Origin of the sequence: Roseomonas alba, from assembly GCF_019430885.1 — a bacterium.
In the GTDB taxonomy this organism is placed as follows: Bacteria; Pseudomonadota; Alphaproteobacteria; order Acetobacterales; family Acetobacteraceae; genus Neoroseomonas; species Neoroseomonas alba.
In genome coordinates this window covers 128,872-144,850 of the sequence record NZ_JAHYBZ010000009.1, presented here as the reverse complement: position 1 = coordinate 144,850, position 15,979 = coordinate 128,872, and the positions used below count along the sequence as shown (strand labels likewise).

Below are 15,979 nucleotides of genomic sequence, written 5' to 3'. Positions count from 1 at the left end.
GCTGGACTTCGGGCGTGATGGCCGGTTCTTATCCTCCCCATGGAGGAAACGCCGATGACCATCATCCGCCCGAACCGGCCGGCCCCCGTCGGCGCCGAGGCCGTGCCCGATGCCCATGGGCTGAACCTCTACCGCGCCGATCCGATGCTGGCGGCGCTGCTGCCGCTGTATCTGCCGCGCGATCTCGACGCGCATCTCGCGCCGCATCTCGACCGGCTGGGCGCCATGGCCGGCGGGCGGCTGTCCGACCTGGCCTCAACCGCCGATGTGAACCCGCCCGTGCTGCACATGCGCACGCGCCGGGGCGAGGACAGCCAGTCCATCGCCTATCACCCCGCCTATCGCGAGCTGGAACGCGTCGCCTTCGGCGATTATGGCCTCGCCGCCCTGTCGCATCGCGAGGGCGTGCTGGACTGGCCGAAGCCCATGCCGGCCGCGGCGAAATACGCCATCACCTATCTGTTCGTGCAGGCGGAGTTCGGCCTGTGCTGTCCGGTCTCGATGACCGACAGCCTAACGCGCACGCTGCGCAAATTCGGCTCCCAGGACCTGATCGACCGCTATCTGCCGGCGCTGACCAGCCAGGATCTGGACGATCTGTACCAGGGCGCGATGTTCATGACCGAGCAGGGCGCCGGGTCGGACATCGCCAACACGGCGGTCACCGCCTCGCCCCAGGATGACGGGTCCTGGCTGCTGACCGGCGACAAGTGGTTCTGCTCCAACGCCGATGCGGAACTGGCCATGGTGCTGGCGCGGCCGGAGGGTGCGCCGTCGGGCATCAAGGGCGTGTCGCTCTTCCTGCTGCCGCGGGTGCTGCCGGATGGTTCGACCAACCGCTATCGCATCGTGCGGCTGAAGGAGAAACTCGGGACACGCTCCATGGCGTCCGGCGAGATCAGGCTGGAAGGGGCCACCGCCTGGATGATCGGCTCACCCGGCGCGGGCATGCGCCAGATGGCGGACATGGTGAACAATTCCCGCCTGTCGAACGGCGTGCGTGCCGCGGGGATGATGCGCAAGGCGGTGACCGAGGCACTCTACATCGCCCATCGCCGCATCGCCTTCGGCGCGCCGATCGTGACGCTGCCGCTGATGCGTCGCCAGCTCGCCAAGATGCTGATGCGCGCGGAACAGGCGCGCTCGATGGTCTTCCAGACCGCCGATGCGCTGCGCAGGTCCGATGCCGGGGAGGCCGGCGCCTATGCCTTGCTGCGTATCCTCACGCCCTTGATCAAGTTCCGCGCCTGCCGCGACGCCCGCGTCGTCACCGGCGATGCGATGGAGGTACGCGGCGGCTGCGGCTACATCGAGGACTTCCCCGATGCGCGCCTGGTGCGCGATGCGCATCTCGGGTCGATCTGGGAAGGGACCTCGAACATCGTCGCGCTCGACGTGCTGCGCGCGGCGCAGCGTGAAAGCTCGCTGGAGGCGTTGGAAGCGCATCTTGCCGCGCTACGCGCGACGACGCCGGAAGATCTGCCCCAGCTTGACGTTGCGACGGAGCGCGCCTTCGCGCTCGCCCGTCACGCCGCGGGGGATGGCGGGCCTGTGCTGGCACGCCAGGCGGGGACGGCGCTCTACAACATCGCCTCGGCGACCGCGATGGCATGGGAGGCCGCACGCATCAACGCGCCGGAGCGGCGCGAACTCGCGCGCCTGGTTCTGGTGCATCGCGTGCTGCCGCGCGACCCGCTCGCAGCCATGTCGGAGCCCGTCCCCGACGCACTGCTGCCCGATCCGGCGCCAGCGCAGGCGGCATAGCGGGCAGTCGCGTCAGGTGGCGGAAGCCATGCCCGCGTCTTCCGCGCGGGCCACCTCCACCGCCTTGACCAGCGTCACCAGGACCCGGTTGACCGGTGTCGGGATGCCCAGTTCCGCTCCCTTGCGCACCACGATTCCATTGAGGTGGTCGATCTCCGTCGGCTTGCCTCGGGACAGGTCCTGTGCCGTCGAGGATTTCTGCGTCGCCATGCTGCGCGCAAGCCCCAGAACGGCAGGAAGGATATCCGGCGCGACCGACACGCCCGAGGCGGTCGCCACCGCCACGCATTCCGCCACGATATCCCGCATGACCGCTTCGACACCGGCCATCTGCAGCAGCCGGCCATAGGGAAGCTGTGTCAGCGCCGACAACGCGTTGTAGGCACAGTTGACGATGAGCTTGCCCCACAGCGCATCCATGGCCTGGTCGGACACCTGTACCGGCACCCCCGCCGCCGCGAAGCGCGCGACAATCTCCGCGTCACGCGGGCTTGGCCCCATGACCAGATCACCGCGCCCCTTGTGCCGCACATGGCCTGGCCCGGCCATCTCGGTCGCGACATAGACGGCGACCGGCACCACGGTCCGGCTGACCACAGCCTCCAGCCGCTCGGGATTGTCGACGCCATTCTGCAGGCTCAGGATCGTCACGTCGGGTCGCAGATGGGGTGCGATCTCCCGCCCCACCGCCTCCGTATCGCCCGACTTCACGCAGAACAGCACCAGATCGGCATCGGCCACGCCCCTGGCCTCGGTCGTCGCGGGCATGGGCACGCGGTGCTGCTCGCCGCCGACATCCATCAGCAGCCCACGCTCCGTCACCGCGTCGACATGCTGGCGGCGGCCAATGAGCGTAACGGGCAGCCCGGCCCGCGCGAGCAGCCCCCCATAGTAGCAACCGATCGACCCGGCCCCCATTACGGCAACCTTCATCTTCCGCCTCTCATCTCCATCACGTCCGGCGCGGGATACTGCAACGCTGCCACCGGCCTGACGAGCGGCATGCGGCGATCGGCTCCGCGATCCGTCCTACGCGGGCGACCATGGCCCGTTCGGGCGCCAGTCATGCAAGCAGTGTCGTCCACGCCGGCCGGGCGGCGGCGCGCCCGACCAGCGCATCGGTCAGGCCTTGAAGTACCATTGCTCCGGATGCCCGCCCCAGGGCGTGCGGATGTGCTGGGACACGCCGGTCCGGGCGGGGACGTTCTCCAGTTTCTCGTTGACGACGCGCACACCCATGAAGGCGGGCGACAGGCCGACGACGCCGATCCCCCATTGCTGCTCGACCGCGATCTTCCAGATCTCCTGCGCGGTACGGGTGCGCTCTGCCTGGCGCTGCCCGGCCGCGGCGCGCATGAGCTGGAAGGCGCGCAGCATCTCCGGTTCGGTCGGCGGCGTGCCGCGCTCCCCGTTCGACGCGTACCAGAGCGCATGCGCATTGCCCATGACGCCGGCCGTGGGATCCACCGGCAATGCATAGCGTGGATAGAGGTACAGGCTCTCCGTCCCGTTGTTGGTCCACATCAGGATCTGGTTCTGATCGTTGAGCGCGCGGGTGATGGCAAGGCCGCGTTCCATCACCTTCACATCGCCCGCCAGGCCGATCTGCCGCCAATGCTGGACGATCATCTCCGCCTGCTGTGGCCAGGTCGGCGAGAGCGTCTGCGCTACCGCGATCTCGATGCGCAGGCGTTCGCCATTGTCGCGGCGCAGACGGTATCCCTCGCGATCCTTGCGGGTGAGCCCGACGGCATCGAGCAGCGCATTGGCCTGCCGCGGGTCATGGATGGACCATTTCGTGCGCCATTCCTCGCCCGGGCTCTCGGGAATGATGCGGTCGGGCACGACCGACCCCGGCGTCCCGAGGCCGAGCCAGAAGGCCTCGTTGAGCTGTTCCCGGTCGATGCCGAGCGACATGGCGCGACGAAAGCGCGCATCGGCCAGCAACGCCCCGATCTCGCGATCCTCGGTGTAGGTCAGGTTCGGAAACAGCACCGTGTCCGAACCGTTGAAGCCGGGATCGAGATGCACGCGATAGCGGCTGCGCGCGCGGTTCTCGAGCAGGATCGGCAGCTTGCCGAGGTCGATGAAACGCTCCTGGTAGTCGTAGTCGCCGGCCACGGCGCGCAGGTTCACCACCTCCGGATTCTCGGCCAATGTGAGCTGCACGCGATCAATGTAGGGAAGCTGGTTGCCTTCGGTGTCCACCGCATAGAAGAACGGGTTGCGTTCCAGGATCCATTGCTGGCCGGTGATCGGCTGCACCATGCGCCACGCACAGAGCGTCGGCAGGTCGCGGTTCAACCGCCAGTCCGACCGCGCGCGGAAAAGCTGCACCCAGTTGTTGAAACCCGCCGCACGCGCCTGATTGTTCAGCGTCTCGATCGGCGTGTATTTCGGCAGGAACTGGCTGAGATAGTGCTTCGGCGCATAGACACTGTAGGCGCGGCCTTCCGATTGTTGCCGCGTCTGGCCACCGCCCACCAGCGTGTCGCCGGCAAGCAGATAGGGGAAGAGGTAGTTCGGATCGTCGAAGACGAAGGCGACGGTGTGCTCGTCGACCTTCTCGACCCGGCTCGGCTTGCCCCCGGCCGACATCTCCGGTGCCGGGGCGGCGACGAGGTCGCGGTTCTGATACAGATCCTCGAACCAGAAGACCCAGTCATCGGCGGTGTGCGGCGTGCCGTCAGACCAGCGCATGCCGCGGCGCAGGAAGACGGTGGTGCGCTTGCCATCCTCGCTGAGCTCATAGCCCCTGCACAGGCAGGGCGCGATCTCGGTGCCGGTCTTGTCGAAGAAGAAGGGCTTGTCCGCCGACATGATGCGGTTGCCGTTCTCGCTGTCGCTCGGGCCGATGAAGCCGCGGCGCCAGGTGCCGCCATACCGGCCGATGCTGCGCAGCGGCTGGATCACCATGACATCCTGCGGCAGGCGCTGATCCACCGGCTGAAGCCGGCCCGCACGCACCTGTTCAGCGAGCATCGGCGCTTCCTTGAACTGCCTCGGCCGCCGTGCCGGATCGTCGATCAGGGTCGGACCTTCAAGCTCCCCAACCAGTCCGGATTCCCGGATCTGCCCGGCCGATTGTGCCAGGGCCGCATGGGCGAGTGCCGTTCCCGCCATCAGGGTCGCCCCGAATTCGCGTCGCTTCATGGTGTCCTCCCGTGTTCCTGTCAGGCCACGCCGGCGAGTTCGATCTCCCCTGCGCGGTGGCAACTCGTCCATCGCCCCGGTGACACTTCGGTCAGTTCCGGGCGGTCCGTGCGGCAGCGGTCCTGTGCATAGGGGCAGCGCGGATGGAACGCGCAGCCCGGGGGCGGCTTCGCAGGATCCGCGACTTCGCCCGTCGCCTTCATCTCCCGGCCGCGGCGCATCGGGTCCGGCGCCGGCACGGCGGCGAGCAGGGTCTCTGTGTAGGGATGGCGTGGCGTGCGATACAGCGCATCCGTCGGTGCGATCTCGACGATGCGCCCGACATACATCACCGCGACGCGGTCGCTGACATGGCGCACGACGGACAGGTCGTGCGCGACGAACAGCATGGACAGCTTCAGCCGGTCCTGCAGGTCCAGCAGCAGGTTGATGATCTGCGCCTGCACCGAGACATCGAGTGCGCTGACCGGCTCATCCGCCACTACCAGGCGCGGGTTCAGCGCGAGCGCACGGGCGATGCCGATGCGCTGGCGCTGCCCACCCGAGAAGGCGTGCGGAAAGCGCGTGCGCGCCACCGCCGGCATCTGCACCAGGTCGAGCAACTCGAGCACGCGCGCGTTGCGTTCCGCGGCGGGCACGCCGTTCACCTTCAGCGGCTCGGCGATGATGTCGCCCACCATCATGCGGGGGTTCAGCGACGAGTAGGGATCCTGGAAGATCATCTGGATATGCCGCCGAAGCGGCCGCATCGACCGCTTCGGCAGGACGGCGAGATCAACGCTGCGCCCCTCCTCCGGGCTGAAGCGGATGGCGCCGGATGTCGGGCTCAACGCCCGCAGGATGCAGCGGGACACGGTGGTCTTGCCGCAGCCGCTCTCGCCCACCAGCGCCAGCGTCTCGCCCGCCGCGATGTGGAAGGACACGCCATCGACGGCACGCACGCGCCCGACCTCTCGCCGCAGCATGCCGGCATGGATCGGGTAGTGCTTCTTCAGGTCGTCGACCTCGAGCACATTCATGCCGGCACCTCGAGGAAGCAGGAGGCGCCGGCTCGGCCCGGCGCGAGGGGCGGCGGCGATGCGGCGTCGCAGCGGCCTGGCATGAAGTCGGTGCAGCGCGGATGGAAGGCGCAGCCCGAAGGTCTTGCGCCGGGGTGCGGCACCGCGCCGCCGATCGTCGCCAGGCGCTGGCGCGGTGTGGCGAGAATGGACGGCACCGCACGCAGTAGCGCCCGCGTATAGGGATGGCGCGGCGCAGCGAAGAGATCGGCGACCGGCGCATACTCCACGACGCGGCCAAGATACATCACCGCCACCTCGTCGCACATCTCAGCGATCACGCCCATGTCGTGGGTGATGAGCATCAGCGCGATGTTCTTCTCCCGCTGCAGCCTCCGCAGCAGGTCGAGCACCTGCGCCTGCGTCGTGACATCGAGCGCGGTGGTCGGTTCGTCGGCGATGACGATGTCCGGATCCCCCGCCAGGGCCATGGCGATTCCGACACGCTGGCGCAGCCCGCCGCTGAGCTGGAAGGGATAGGCATCGACCCGCAGTTCCGGACGGGGAATGCCGACCTCGCGCAGCAATTCGATGGCGCGGTCGCGCGCGGCAGCCTTCGACAGGTTCGAATGCTGGCGCACTGCCTCGATGATCTGGTTACCCACGGTGTAGTGCACCGACAGCGCCGTCATCGGCTCCTGGAAGATCAGGCCGATTCGACCGCCCCGGATGCCGCGCATGCGCCGCGATTCCGGGTCCGTGGCGATCAGGTCGACTTCCTCCGGCATGCCGGGGTCGAGCAGGATGCGCCCGCCCACGATCCGTCCCGGTCGGTCGAGGATGCGCAGGATGGATCGCGCGGTGACGGATTTTCCGCAGCCGCTCTCGCCCACGATGCCGAGCGTCCGCCCGGCATGCAGGTCGAAGGAGACGCCTTCCAGCGCACGCACCGTGCCCTGTTCCATCTCGAAATGGACGGCGAGGTCGCGCACGGCGAGGGATGTCTGTTCAGCCATAGGGATCCGCCGCGTCGCGCAGCCCGTCACCGAGGAAGTTGAAGGCGAGGATCACCAGAATCACCGGCACCGCCGCCGAAAGCAGCCAAGGCGCATTGGCCAGCACCTGAATGTTCTGCGCGTCCTGCAACAGGATTCCCCAGGAGATCGCCGGCGGCCGCAGCCCCAGGCCGAGGAAGGACAACGCCGTCTCCGACACGATCATCGCCGGCAGCGCGAGGCTGACCGCGGCGATGATGTGGCTGGCGAAGGATGGCAGCATGTGGCGGAAGATGATGCGTCCCTGGCTGGCGCCCGCCAGTTCCGCCGCGACCACGAAATCCTCCTCGCGCAGCGACAGGAAGCGCCCGCGCACCACGCGCGCGAGATCCGTCCAGCCGATCAGCGAGATGATGACAGTGATGGCGAAATAGACCTGTGTCGTGCTCCAGGTATTGGGCAGCGCGGCGGCCAGCCCCATCCAGAGAGGGATGGTCGGAATGGAGCGCAGCACCTCGATGACGCGCTGGATGAAGGTGTCCACCCAGCCGCCATAGAGCCCGGATATGCCGCCGAGGATGACGCCGAGCAGCAGGGACAGCGTGACGCCCGCGAGGCCGATGGACAGCGAGACCCGCGTCGCGACGATCATGCGCGAGAACAGGTCCCGCCCGAGCTGATCCGTGCCGAGCAGGAAGATGCCGTCCGTGCGCTGTCCGCCCTCGATGCCGATCAAATGGATGTCGGTCTCGAACAGGCCAAGGAGGTTGTAGGAGTATCCTCGCGTGAACAGCCGCACCGGCAGCTTGCGGTTCGGGTCGGGTGTGTAGGTGAGCTGGAAGGTCTGCATGTTCCGCACGCCGCGCAGACCATAGACATGCGGGTTGAAGCCGTCCTTGTCGAACAGGTGGATGCCCTGCGGCGGGATGAAGGACCGCCTGGCATCGGTCGCGTGCGGGTCGTTGATCGCGAGGAAATCCGCGAAGGCCGCGACAAGGTAGAAGAGGACAATGATCACCAGACTGATCACTGCCAGCCGATGCCGGCGGAACCGCCACCAGGTGAGCTGAAGCTGCGTCGCCTCCGCCCAGCGGTCCTGGGCGGCGGCGGTGGTCGCGCTCATGATCGTCCCTCCAGTCGGATCCGCGGGTCGATCCACATCAGCAGCAGGTCGGAGATCAGCGTGCCGATCACCGTCATGACGCCAAGCAGCAGTACGATCGCGCCGGCCAGGAACATGTCCTGCGCGACCAGCGCCTGCAGCAGCAGGGGCCCCACTGTCGGCAGGCCGAGCACCAGAGAGACGACGATGCTGCCCGACACGAGATAGGGGAACAGATACGCGATCGACGACGCGAAGGGATTGAGCGCGGCGCGCACCGGATACTTCAGCACGACGCGCCGTTCCGAAAGCCCCTTGGCGCGGGCCGTCACCACATAGGGCCGCCGCAGCTCATCGAGCAGATTGGCGCGCATGATGCGGATGAGCTGCGCCGTGCCCGCCAGCGCCAGCACCGCGGCCGGCAGCGGCAGATGCTTCATCAGGTCCCAGACACGGGCCCAGCTCCAGTCGGCCTGCACGAATTCCGGCGAGAACAGCCCGCCCACCGACAGGCCGAGATAGCGGAAGCCGAGATACATCAGGATCAGCGCCAACAGGAAGTTCGGCACCGCGAGCCCGATGAAGCCGAGCGTGGTGAAGGCGTAGTCGCCGATGGAATACTGCCGCACGGCGGAATAGATGCCGATCGGCAGTGCGATCGCCCAGGTGAGGAAGAGCGCAGCCAGCGAGACCACCATCGTGAGCCAGAGCCGGTCGCCGATGACCTCATTCACCGGCCGGCGCCAGACCATGGAGACGCCGAAATCCCCCTGCAGGACGCGCCCCATCCACCGCGCATATTGTACGATCACCGGCTGGTCCAAGCCGTATTCGATACGCATGGCCGCCGCCTGATCCTGGGAGACCGAACTCCCGCTCGCGACCAGGTTGGCGATGTAGGCATCGACGAAGTCGCCCGGTGGCAACCGGATGATCACGAAGGTCAGCGCCGAGATGAAGACGCAGGTGATGAGCGCGAGACCAAGGCGCTGCAGAAGGTAGCTCAGCATGCAGGCACGCGGCCTGGTCGGGCCCCGGACATCCTCTCGTTTCCTCTCCATGCGCCCGGTCGAAGCCGGGCTTCTTGCAGGGAGTAAACACTCCGCTCCCCGGCGCGGCAAGGCACCGGTTGCGCCGCATCGGTATCTTCGCAGGTGCGGCATTGCCCGTACGACGATGCGGCTCCGCTCATCCACCCTGCCGCCAGCAATGGGTGGGCGAAGCTGACGCGGCTTGCTGGACGCTTCGATGCCTGTGCCGACGGCCGCGGGCTTGCTGATCCTCGCTGTCGTGCTCCACGCGCGGCCCATGGCCGCGTTCCACGTCATCGAGGGCTTCTCCGCTGGCACCACCCGCCCAGGGCTACCTCTCGCCCCTCGAATTCGAAGCCAGGACGAAGCTCACGAACGACTGGCCTCTACGGCGAGCCATCCACGGAGCCCTGAGGAGCTTCAACTCCATGTTCGATGAACGGATCACCACACATGAGCCAGGGGACTCATGTTCATCATTCTCCGGCAAGCCAAGCGCGATTCAGCCGCCATCCGCGACAGCTTGCCTTACGATGCAGCACGGTCTCCATGCGTCGAGAGCGCTTGCGCAATCGCCCTGGCCAGCACCCCACCGGCGGGCGGCAAGCTCGGCATCATCGACCGGCCGCTACGGCTGATCTTCAACGAGACCGGCATCGTGATCGGCAGGGCCCATGCGCTGCTGCCCTTCATGGTGCTCGCGATCATGGGCAGCCTGCAGACCATCGACAGTGCGCTCGACGATGCCTCGGCAAGCCTCGGCGCCAGTCTTGGTGCGCGAAGTCGTCCCCTTCACCGCCCATGCCGGCGAGGCTGTCGCGCTGATCGGCGAAAGCGACCGGGGAAGTCGATGATAGCGCTGACCACCCTCGGCCTGCTGGTGCGTCACATCGCCGATCGCGTGGCGGTGATGGATCTCAGGCGCATCGTCGAACGGGGGCAGTCGCCGCCAAGCCACGCCCTTGAGGCTTCCTCGGTTCGCCGCACCGGCAATGCCCCAGGCGTCTGCACAAGATGGCCAAATGCGATGCGCGATGCCATGGTACAGGCGACCGACACGCACTGACGCATCAGCCATCCGGCAGTGATGCGACGGCAGCGGCGACGGCCTCGACGAAGCGTTCCATCCAGCCGCCCTGATCGCCCATGCGCCACGCATAGGCGCCGAAGGAGAAATCGATCGCCGGCTCGAAGGCACGGCTGGCGCCACCTGTGGCCGCATGGCTGCGGGCCGTCATCGGATCGACGATGGCACAGCCGAAACCAGCCTGGACGAGTTGCGCCGCAGAGAAGGCCTGCATCGTCTCGATCGCCACGCGAAAGGGTACGCCGCGCTGGGCGAAGGCCTGCTCGGTCTCCACCCGCATCAGCGAATGCGCCGCCAGCGCGACCATGGGCTCGTCCGCCAGCATCTCAGGCGTTAACGCGTGCGTCTCGCCCTCCAGGCGATGCCCGGCCGGTAGGATGACACACCCGCGCATCGGAAAGGCCGCGACCTGCCGCCCGATCTCCGGTGCGGGCGCGATCGAGGCGAAGACGATGTCGCAGCGGCGCTGGGCGAGCATGCCCAGCGCCTGCTGCGACGGCACGATGTGCAGGCGCACCACCGGGGCGCCCGCCAGTGTCTGAAAGCCCCTCAACACCGCGGGCAGCAGCGTGTTGCCCAGAGCCGGTATGGTGGCGATCGTGAGCACACCGGCACGGCGCGCCCGGATCTGCCCTGCCGTATCCAGCACGCGCGCTAGGCCGAGGAAGGACCGTTCGACCTCGTCATAGAGGTCGACGCCGTCCGCCGTGGCGGTCAGGCGCGTGCCGCGCCTGTCGAACAGCCGCAGCCCGAGCCCCGCTTCGAGGTCTGCCAGCAATCGGCTGACCGATGGCTGGGAGATGTTGAGCATGCCGGCCGCGCGCGTGACGCTGCCGCTTTGCATCACGGCGCGGAAGGCCTCGACCATGCGATGGGTGACCATGCGTGCGCCCGCCTTTCATAGCACCAGCGCATGACTAGCCGAACAAATACGATTGGACACTATGAGAGATCGCCCGTGATGATCGTGCCGCGGCGCGAATAGCCCCGACTGTTCCGACCATCCTTCAGGGAAGACAGCTCAGTGCCCATCTCCAGAAGAAGCCTGCTGGCCGCGGCCGGCACGAGCCTGCCCATGGTGGCCCTGGCCCAGGGCAGCAGCCCCGGGCCGATCCGGCTCGTCGTGCCCTTCGCACCCGGCGGTTCGGTCGATGTGCTCGCGCGCCTCATGGCGCCGCACCTTGGCGAAAGGCTGCACCAGGAGGTGGTGGTCGAGAACCGCACCGGCGCCGCCGGTCTCATCGCCGCGGAGAACGTCGTCCAGTCGCCGGCGAACGGGATGACCCTGCTGGTCGCCTCGGGCGGGCAGGTCACGATCGCCGCCGCGCTGCCGCAGACCCTCAGCTTCGATCCGATGCGTGACCTGGTACCGGTCACGCATCTGGTGGACACGCCCTACATCTTCTCCGCCGGGCCGTCGTTGCGCCAGCCGGGGCTGAACGAGATGATCACCGACACCAAGGCACGTCCGGGCAGCATCACCTATGCCTCGCCGGGCACGGGATCGGTGACGCATCTGATGATGGAAATCCTGAACCAGGAGACTGGCGCGGGCTTCCTGCACGTTCCCTATCGCGGCACGGGCCAGGCGATGGCGGATCTCATGGCCGGGCGCGTGGACATGACGCTGGGTTCGGTCGCGTCGGTGAAGCCGGCGCTCGATCGTCGGGAACTGCGCGCGGTCGCCACCGCGGGCCATGCGCGCCTGGCACAGCTCCCAGCCGTTCCGACCACGACGGAGCTCGGCATCCCGGGCATGGATGTGCGGGTGTGGATCGGTCTCGTCGCCCGCGCAGGCGCGCCGGACCCGGCGATCGCACGGATGGACGATGCGGCACGGGCGGTGCTCGCACTGCCCGAGTTGCGTGCGCGGCTGGAGCCGTTGATCCTCATCCCGGTGGGCGATGGCCCGGCCGCCTTTGCTGCGACGCTCGCGGAAGATGCGGCTCGCTGGAAGCGCGTGGTCACGCGCGGCAACATCACCCTGAACTGAGACGCCGCGGGGACCGTGCGGTCCCCCGCGCCCAAGGATGCCTCGCATGGACACCGACGCGATCATCGCCACGCTGCGGCGATACGACACGCCGACCGTCTGGAACGCCCTGACGAAGCTGCGCGGCCACAGCATCGAAGGGCTGACCCTCGGCCGCCCCATCGCGAGCGATCCCACGATGCGCATGGTCGGCCATGCGGTGACGGCGCGCATGACCTCCGACCATCCCGCCCCGCTCACCCAGGCGGAGAAAGACCACATCCGCTTCGGCTACTACCGCATGGTGAACAGCGGGCCAGCCCAACGCATCGTGGTGATGGAGGATGTCGGCGAGAGGCCCGGCCTGGGTTCGATCTGGGGCGAGGTGCATGCCGCGATCCATCGCGGCCTCGGCTGCGCGGGTGTGATCACCAACGGCGCTGTGCGCGACCTTGATGCGCTGGATGGCTTTCCGATCCTCGCGGGCAGCGTCTGCCTCGGCAATGGCTTCACGCAGATCCGCAGCATCGGGGAACCCGTCACCGTATTCGGACTGACGGTACACCCGGGAGACCTGATCCACGCCGACCGGCATGGCGCGATGATCGTGCCGCCGGACCACCTCGATGCCCTGCCCGACGCGATCGAGGCACTGCTCGCGACTGAGCAGGCGATGATCCGCGCCGCTCGCTTGCCCGGCTTCGATGCCGAGGCGCTCATCTCCCTCTGGCAGAAGACGCACTGATGAAGATCCTGGTCATCGATCCGCTCTACGACACCGAGCCTGATGTGGAGGAGGCTGCCGCGGGCGCGGGCGTCGAGCTCGTCTTTCGCCGCTCGGTGAAGGGCACGCTGCCCGATCCCGGTGACTATGCGGGTGTGGATGCGGTGCTGAACTGCCGTAGCGCGCACCGGCTGCCGGCGGAGATCATCGCCAGGCTCGACCGCTGCCGCTGCATCGCGCAGGGCGGCGTCGGCTATGGCCATGTCGATCTCAGGGCCGCCGGGGAGCGCGGCATCCCGGTGATCAACACACCGGACTATGGCACGACGGAAGTGGCGGACCACGCCGTGGCGCTGGCGCTCGCCCTGTTGCGCGGCATCCAGGCCTATGACCGTCGCCTGCGCCGGTCCAACGACAGTTGGGATGCGCGGCTGCTGAAGACCGTGAGGCGGCTGGGTGGTGTGCGGGTCGGGCTGGTCGGGCTGGGCCGCATCGGCACCGCCGCCGCACGCCGCTTCGACGCCTTCGGCATGAAGGTCGGCTACTACGATCCGCATCTGCCGGTCGGACATCAGCTTTCCTTCGGCTGGGAACGGTTCGACACGCTGGATGGGCTGCTCGCACGCAGCGACCTGCTCAGCATCCATTGCCTGCTGAACGAGGAAACGCGCCACATGATCGACGCGCGCGCCCTCGCCCTGCTGCCCGAAGGCGCGGTGCTGGTAAACACCGCGCGCGGGGGCATCGTGGACTTCGCCGCCGTCGGCGATGCGCTGCGGAACGGCCGGCTCGGCGCCGCCGGCCTCGATGTCTTCGAGGAGGAGCCGCTCGACCGCGAGGATCCGCTGATCAAGGCCTGGGCCGCCGGCGAGGAATGGCTGGACGAGCGGCTGATCCTCACGCCGCATTCGGCCTTCTACAGCACGGCAAGCATCCTCGACATCCGTCGCCTGTCCATGACCTATCTGGTCGATTACCTGCGCAGCGGTCGCCTGCGTACCTGCGTGAACGCACAGTACCTCGTGAATCCGAGGTGAAGCCGCTGCCGACCAGCATCGCGGGGCTGCGCGAGGAGGCTCACCGCTACCTGCCGCGCTTCGTCGTGGATTACCTGGAAGGTGGGGCGGGGCAGCAACGCACCCTCGCGCGCAATCGCGCCGCGCTCGACGCGCTGGCGCTGCTGCCGCGCACGCTGCGCGACGTCTCGCATGTCGATGTCACCACCCGGTTCCTTGGTCTCGATATGGCGGCGCCGGTCATGGTGGCGCCGACCGGCGTCGCCGGCATGATGCGCCCCGGTGCGGATGGCATGCTCGCAAGGGCCGCGGCGCGGATGGGCGTGCCGTTCATTCTCAGCGCAGCGTCGAACATGCCGGTCGAGCAGGTTGCAAAGGCTGGCGGACAGGTGTGGATGCAGGCCTTTCCGCTGCGCGAGCAGGGCGCGACGCAGCGGCTGATGGGGCGGGCGAAGGACGCAGGCTGCACGGCACTGGTCCTGACGGTCGACACGCCTGTCGCCGGCATCCGCCATTGGGAGGCGCGGCACTTCTCGCCGTCGGGACGGCCGCGACTGTCCACGCGGATCGATGGGTTGCGCCATCCCACCTGGCTGGCGGCGACACTGCGGCATGGGCCACCACGCTTTCCGAACATCGCGATGCAGTTGCCGGACAACAGCGTCCAGTCCGAACGGAGAGCGATCAACGAAGGCAAGGATCCGGCCTTCAGCATCGAGAGCCTCGCCCGGCTCCGCGATGCGTGGCAGGGGCGGTTGATCGTGAAGGGCGTGGTGGATCCGGAGGATGTCGCTCGCATCGCGGCCGTCGGCGCCGATGCCGTCGTGCTGAGCAACCACGGTGGGCGGCAATTGGACGGCATGGTCTCGACGGTGGAGATGCTTCCTGTCTGCCTGCAGGCCGCCGGGGAAATGCCGCTGTTGCTGGATGGCGGCATCCGCGACGGCGTGGATGTGGCAAAGGTCCTCGCATTGGGTGCCAAGGCCGTGCTGGTCGGCCGCGTTCCGCTCTACGGCGTGGCCGCCGCCGGAGAGGCCGGCGCTGTCCGGGCGATCGAGCTTCTTCTGGTCGAACTCAAGCGCGTGATGGCCCTGCTGGGTCGACCGACTATCAGCGAGCTGAGCCGATCCAGCATAGTGCCCGGGTGATGGTGGGGCCGGGCTTTCCGGCACGAGCGCAAGCCGCAATGCTCGGGCATGGGCCGGTATCCCCAGCAGAATGAGAAATGCCACGCTGCGTTGATTGCACGGGCCTACCGGGCATCATTCTCGACGCTGCGCAGTGGATGGCTCTTTGGCGTCGTGCATCCGTCCTTCTGGCTCCCGATGACCGCCCGGCCTCGGGCGGGATTGTCGCGACCAGCACGGGTTGCGTCGTGGTGCTTCCGAGGGGCAAGGCTCTGGACGTCATCTCTGCTGCCTGCATCGGAGGGTGGTCCAGCGATGCACCGCGATGGGAAGCGTGGTTTCGGGCACGCTCCGGAGCTGCGTCCGCGGGTTCGTGTGGGCTCAGCCGCTTGAGAGCTGCACCAGAGGCGGGCGCGCCGTCTTGCCCCGGGGGCGCAAGCCATAACCGAGAAAAGATGGCCGAACGAGTCAGCCTGAGCGCAGGTGCCGAGGCCGACCGCTCCGACGCAGCTACGAATGCGCGACTGAAGCCGCGTTCTGCGCTCGGCTATCGGCTGCCAGCGCCGGAGAGAGCACCAATGGCCAAGCCACAGATCTGCTCTGGAGACGGCACGGCGGCGGCCGCCCATCAGAGTATCCTTCCGGACCATTCGACGAGGGCTGGCCAGGTGTCGAACCGAGAACGGCGTCGGTGCCGAGGTGGCCATTGAAATTTTGCCCGCGTCCGTACGCGTACTTGATCGGCCAGGTCAGGAGGTACGGAGAGAATTGGCCCACGGAGAGAGATTTTCGGCCGTCTGCATGCCAAGCCAGTCAACAGGCCCGCCCCGAAAGCCCCAGGAAACCTGCCACTCAGAGCGGCGGTCGGTCTGTCGGAGAGCGGGACGCCCGAGGGAACTGGCGGAGGAGGTGCGACTCGGTACAGGCGGTCTCTAGGCTGGAGCCTTGGAGAGCGGCGTCCGCCTCAGCGGGTGCGTCAGCGTTTCCCTTGAACTCCGCTCGTATTTCCG

At 67.8% G+C, this 15,979-nt stretch carries 13 protein-coding genes; 6 read left to right on the top strand and 7 right to left on the bottom strand.

Annotated features, from left to right (window positions below):
• Nucleotides 1-54: 54 nt before the first annotated feature.
• A complete protein-coding gene (locus KPL78_RS23750; protein WP_219765459.1) occupies nt 55-1,764 on the top strand; it encodes an acyl-CoA dehydrogenase family protein in 1,710 nt (569 codons plus the stop codon).
• A 12-nt stretch (nt 1,765-1,776) separates the two neighbouring features.
• Here the strand turns inward: KPL78_RS23750 and KPL78_RS23745 are convergent, their stop codons facing one another.
• The 6 genes from KPL78_RS23745 to KPL78_RS23720 all read right to left on the bottom strand — a co-directional run bounded on the left by KPL78_RS23745 (nt 1,777) and on the right by KPL78_RS23720 (nt 9,022).
• Complete coding sequence (locus KPL78_RS23745; protein ID WP_219765458.1) at nt 1,777-2,697, bottom strand: ketopantoate reductase family protein; 921 nt, start codon at nt 2,695-2,697, stop codon at nt 1,777-1,779.
• Nucleotides 2,698-2,886: 189 nt separating this feature from the next.
• On the bottom strand, nt 2,887-4,917 hold the full coding sequence (locus KPL78_RS23740) for an ABC transporter substrate-binding protein (protein WP_219765457.1): 2,031 nt from the start codon (nt 4,915-4,917) through the stop codon (nt 2,887-2,889).
• Nucleotides 4,918-4,937: 20 nt separating this feature from the next.
• Nucleotides 4,938-5,936: an ABC transporter ATP-binding protein gene (locus tag KPL78_RS23735; protein WP_219765456.1), complete on the bottom strand. Its 999-nt coding sequence runs from the start codon at nt 5,934-5,936 to the stop codon at nt 4,938-4,940.
• Nucleotides 5,933-6,931, bottom strand: a complete 999-nt coding sequence (locus KPL78_RS23730; protein ID WP_219765455.1) for an ABC transporter ATP-binding protein — start codon at nt 6,929-6,931, stop codon at nt 5,933-5,935. Before KPL78_RS23730 ends, KPL78_RS23735 begins: the two co-directional genes overlap by 4 nt.
• Nucleotides 6,924-8,033, bottom strand: a complete 1,110-nt coding sequence (locus KPL78_RS23725; RefSeq protein WP_219765454.1) for an ABC transporter permease — start codon at nt 8,031-8,033, stop codon at nt 6,924-6,926. The genes KPL78_RS23730 and KPL78_RS23725 overlap by 8 nt, the downstream gene beginning before the upstream one ends.
• Nucleotides 8,030-9,022: an ABC transporter permease gene (locus KPL78_RS23720; RefSeq protein WP_219765453.1), complete on the bottom strand. Its 993-nt coding sequence runs from the start codon at nt 9,020-9,022 to the stop codon at nt 8,030-8,032. The genes KPL78_RS23725 and KPL78_RS23720 overlap by 4 nt, the downstream gene beginning before the upstream one ends.
• Nucleotides 9,023-9,512: 490 nt before the next feature.
• Here KPL78_RS23720 and KPL78_RS23715 point away from each other — a divergent pair, with 490 nt between their 5' ends.
• A complete protein-coding gene (locus KPL78_RS23715; protein ID WP_219765452.1) occupies nt 9,513-10,109 on the top strand; it encodes a hypothetical protein in 597 nt (198 codons plus the stop codon).
• 4 nt (nt 10,110-10,113) lie between these two features.
• On the opposite strand, the gene KPL78_RS23710 is transcribed toward KPL78_RS23715, so the two are convergent.
• Nucleotides 10,114-11,013: a LysR substrate-binding domain-containing protein gene (locus KPL78_RS23710; RefSeq protein WP_219765451.1), complete on the bottom strand. Its 900-nt coding sequence runs from the start codon at nt 11,011-11,013 to the stop codon at nt 10,114-10,116.
• Nucleotides 11,014-11,154: 141 nt separating this feature from the next.
• Between KPL78_RS23710 and KPL78_RS23705 the strand changes: the two genes are divergently transcribed.
• Genes KPL78_RS23705 through KPL78_RS23690 form a run of 4 tightly spaced genes read left to right on the top strand, consistent with a single transcriptional unit; the run spans nt 11,155 to nt 14,990 of the window.
• The gene (locus KPL78_RS23705) at nt 11,155-12,123 is read left to right on the top strand and encodes a Bug family tripartite tricarboxylate transporter substrate binding protein (RefSeq protein WP_219765450.1); all 969 of its coding nucleotides are present in this window, start codon (nt 11,155-11,157) and stop codon (nt 12,121-12,123) included.
• Nucleotides 12,124-12,169: 46 nt separating this feature from the next.
• Nucleotides 12,170-12,847: an RraA family protein gene (locus tag KPL78_RS23700; RefSeq protein ID WP_219765449.1), complete on the top strand. Its 678-nt coding sequence runs from the start codon at nt 12,170-12,172 to the stop codon at nt 12,845-12,847.
• On the top strand, nt 12,847-13,863 hold the full coding sequence (locus KPL78_RS23695; RefSeq protein WP_219765448.1) for a C-terminal binding protein: 1,017 nt from the start codon (nt 12,847-12,849) through the stop codon (nt 13,861-13,863). The genes KPL78_RS23700 and KPL78_RS23695 overlap by 1 nt, the downstream gene beginning before the upstream one ends.
• Nucleotides 13,860-14,990, top strand: a complete 1,131-nt coding sequence (locus KPL78_RS23690; RefSeq protein WP_219765447.1) for an alpha-hydroxy acid oxidase — start codon at nt 13,860-13,862, stop codon at nt 14,988-14,990. The genes KPL78_RS23695 and KPL78_RS23690 overlap by 4 nt, the downstream gene beginning before the upstream one ends.
• Nucleotides 14,991-15,979: the final 989 nt, after the last annotated feature.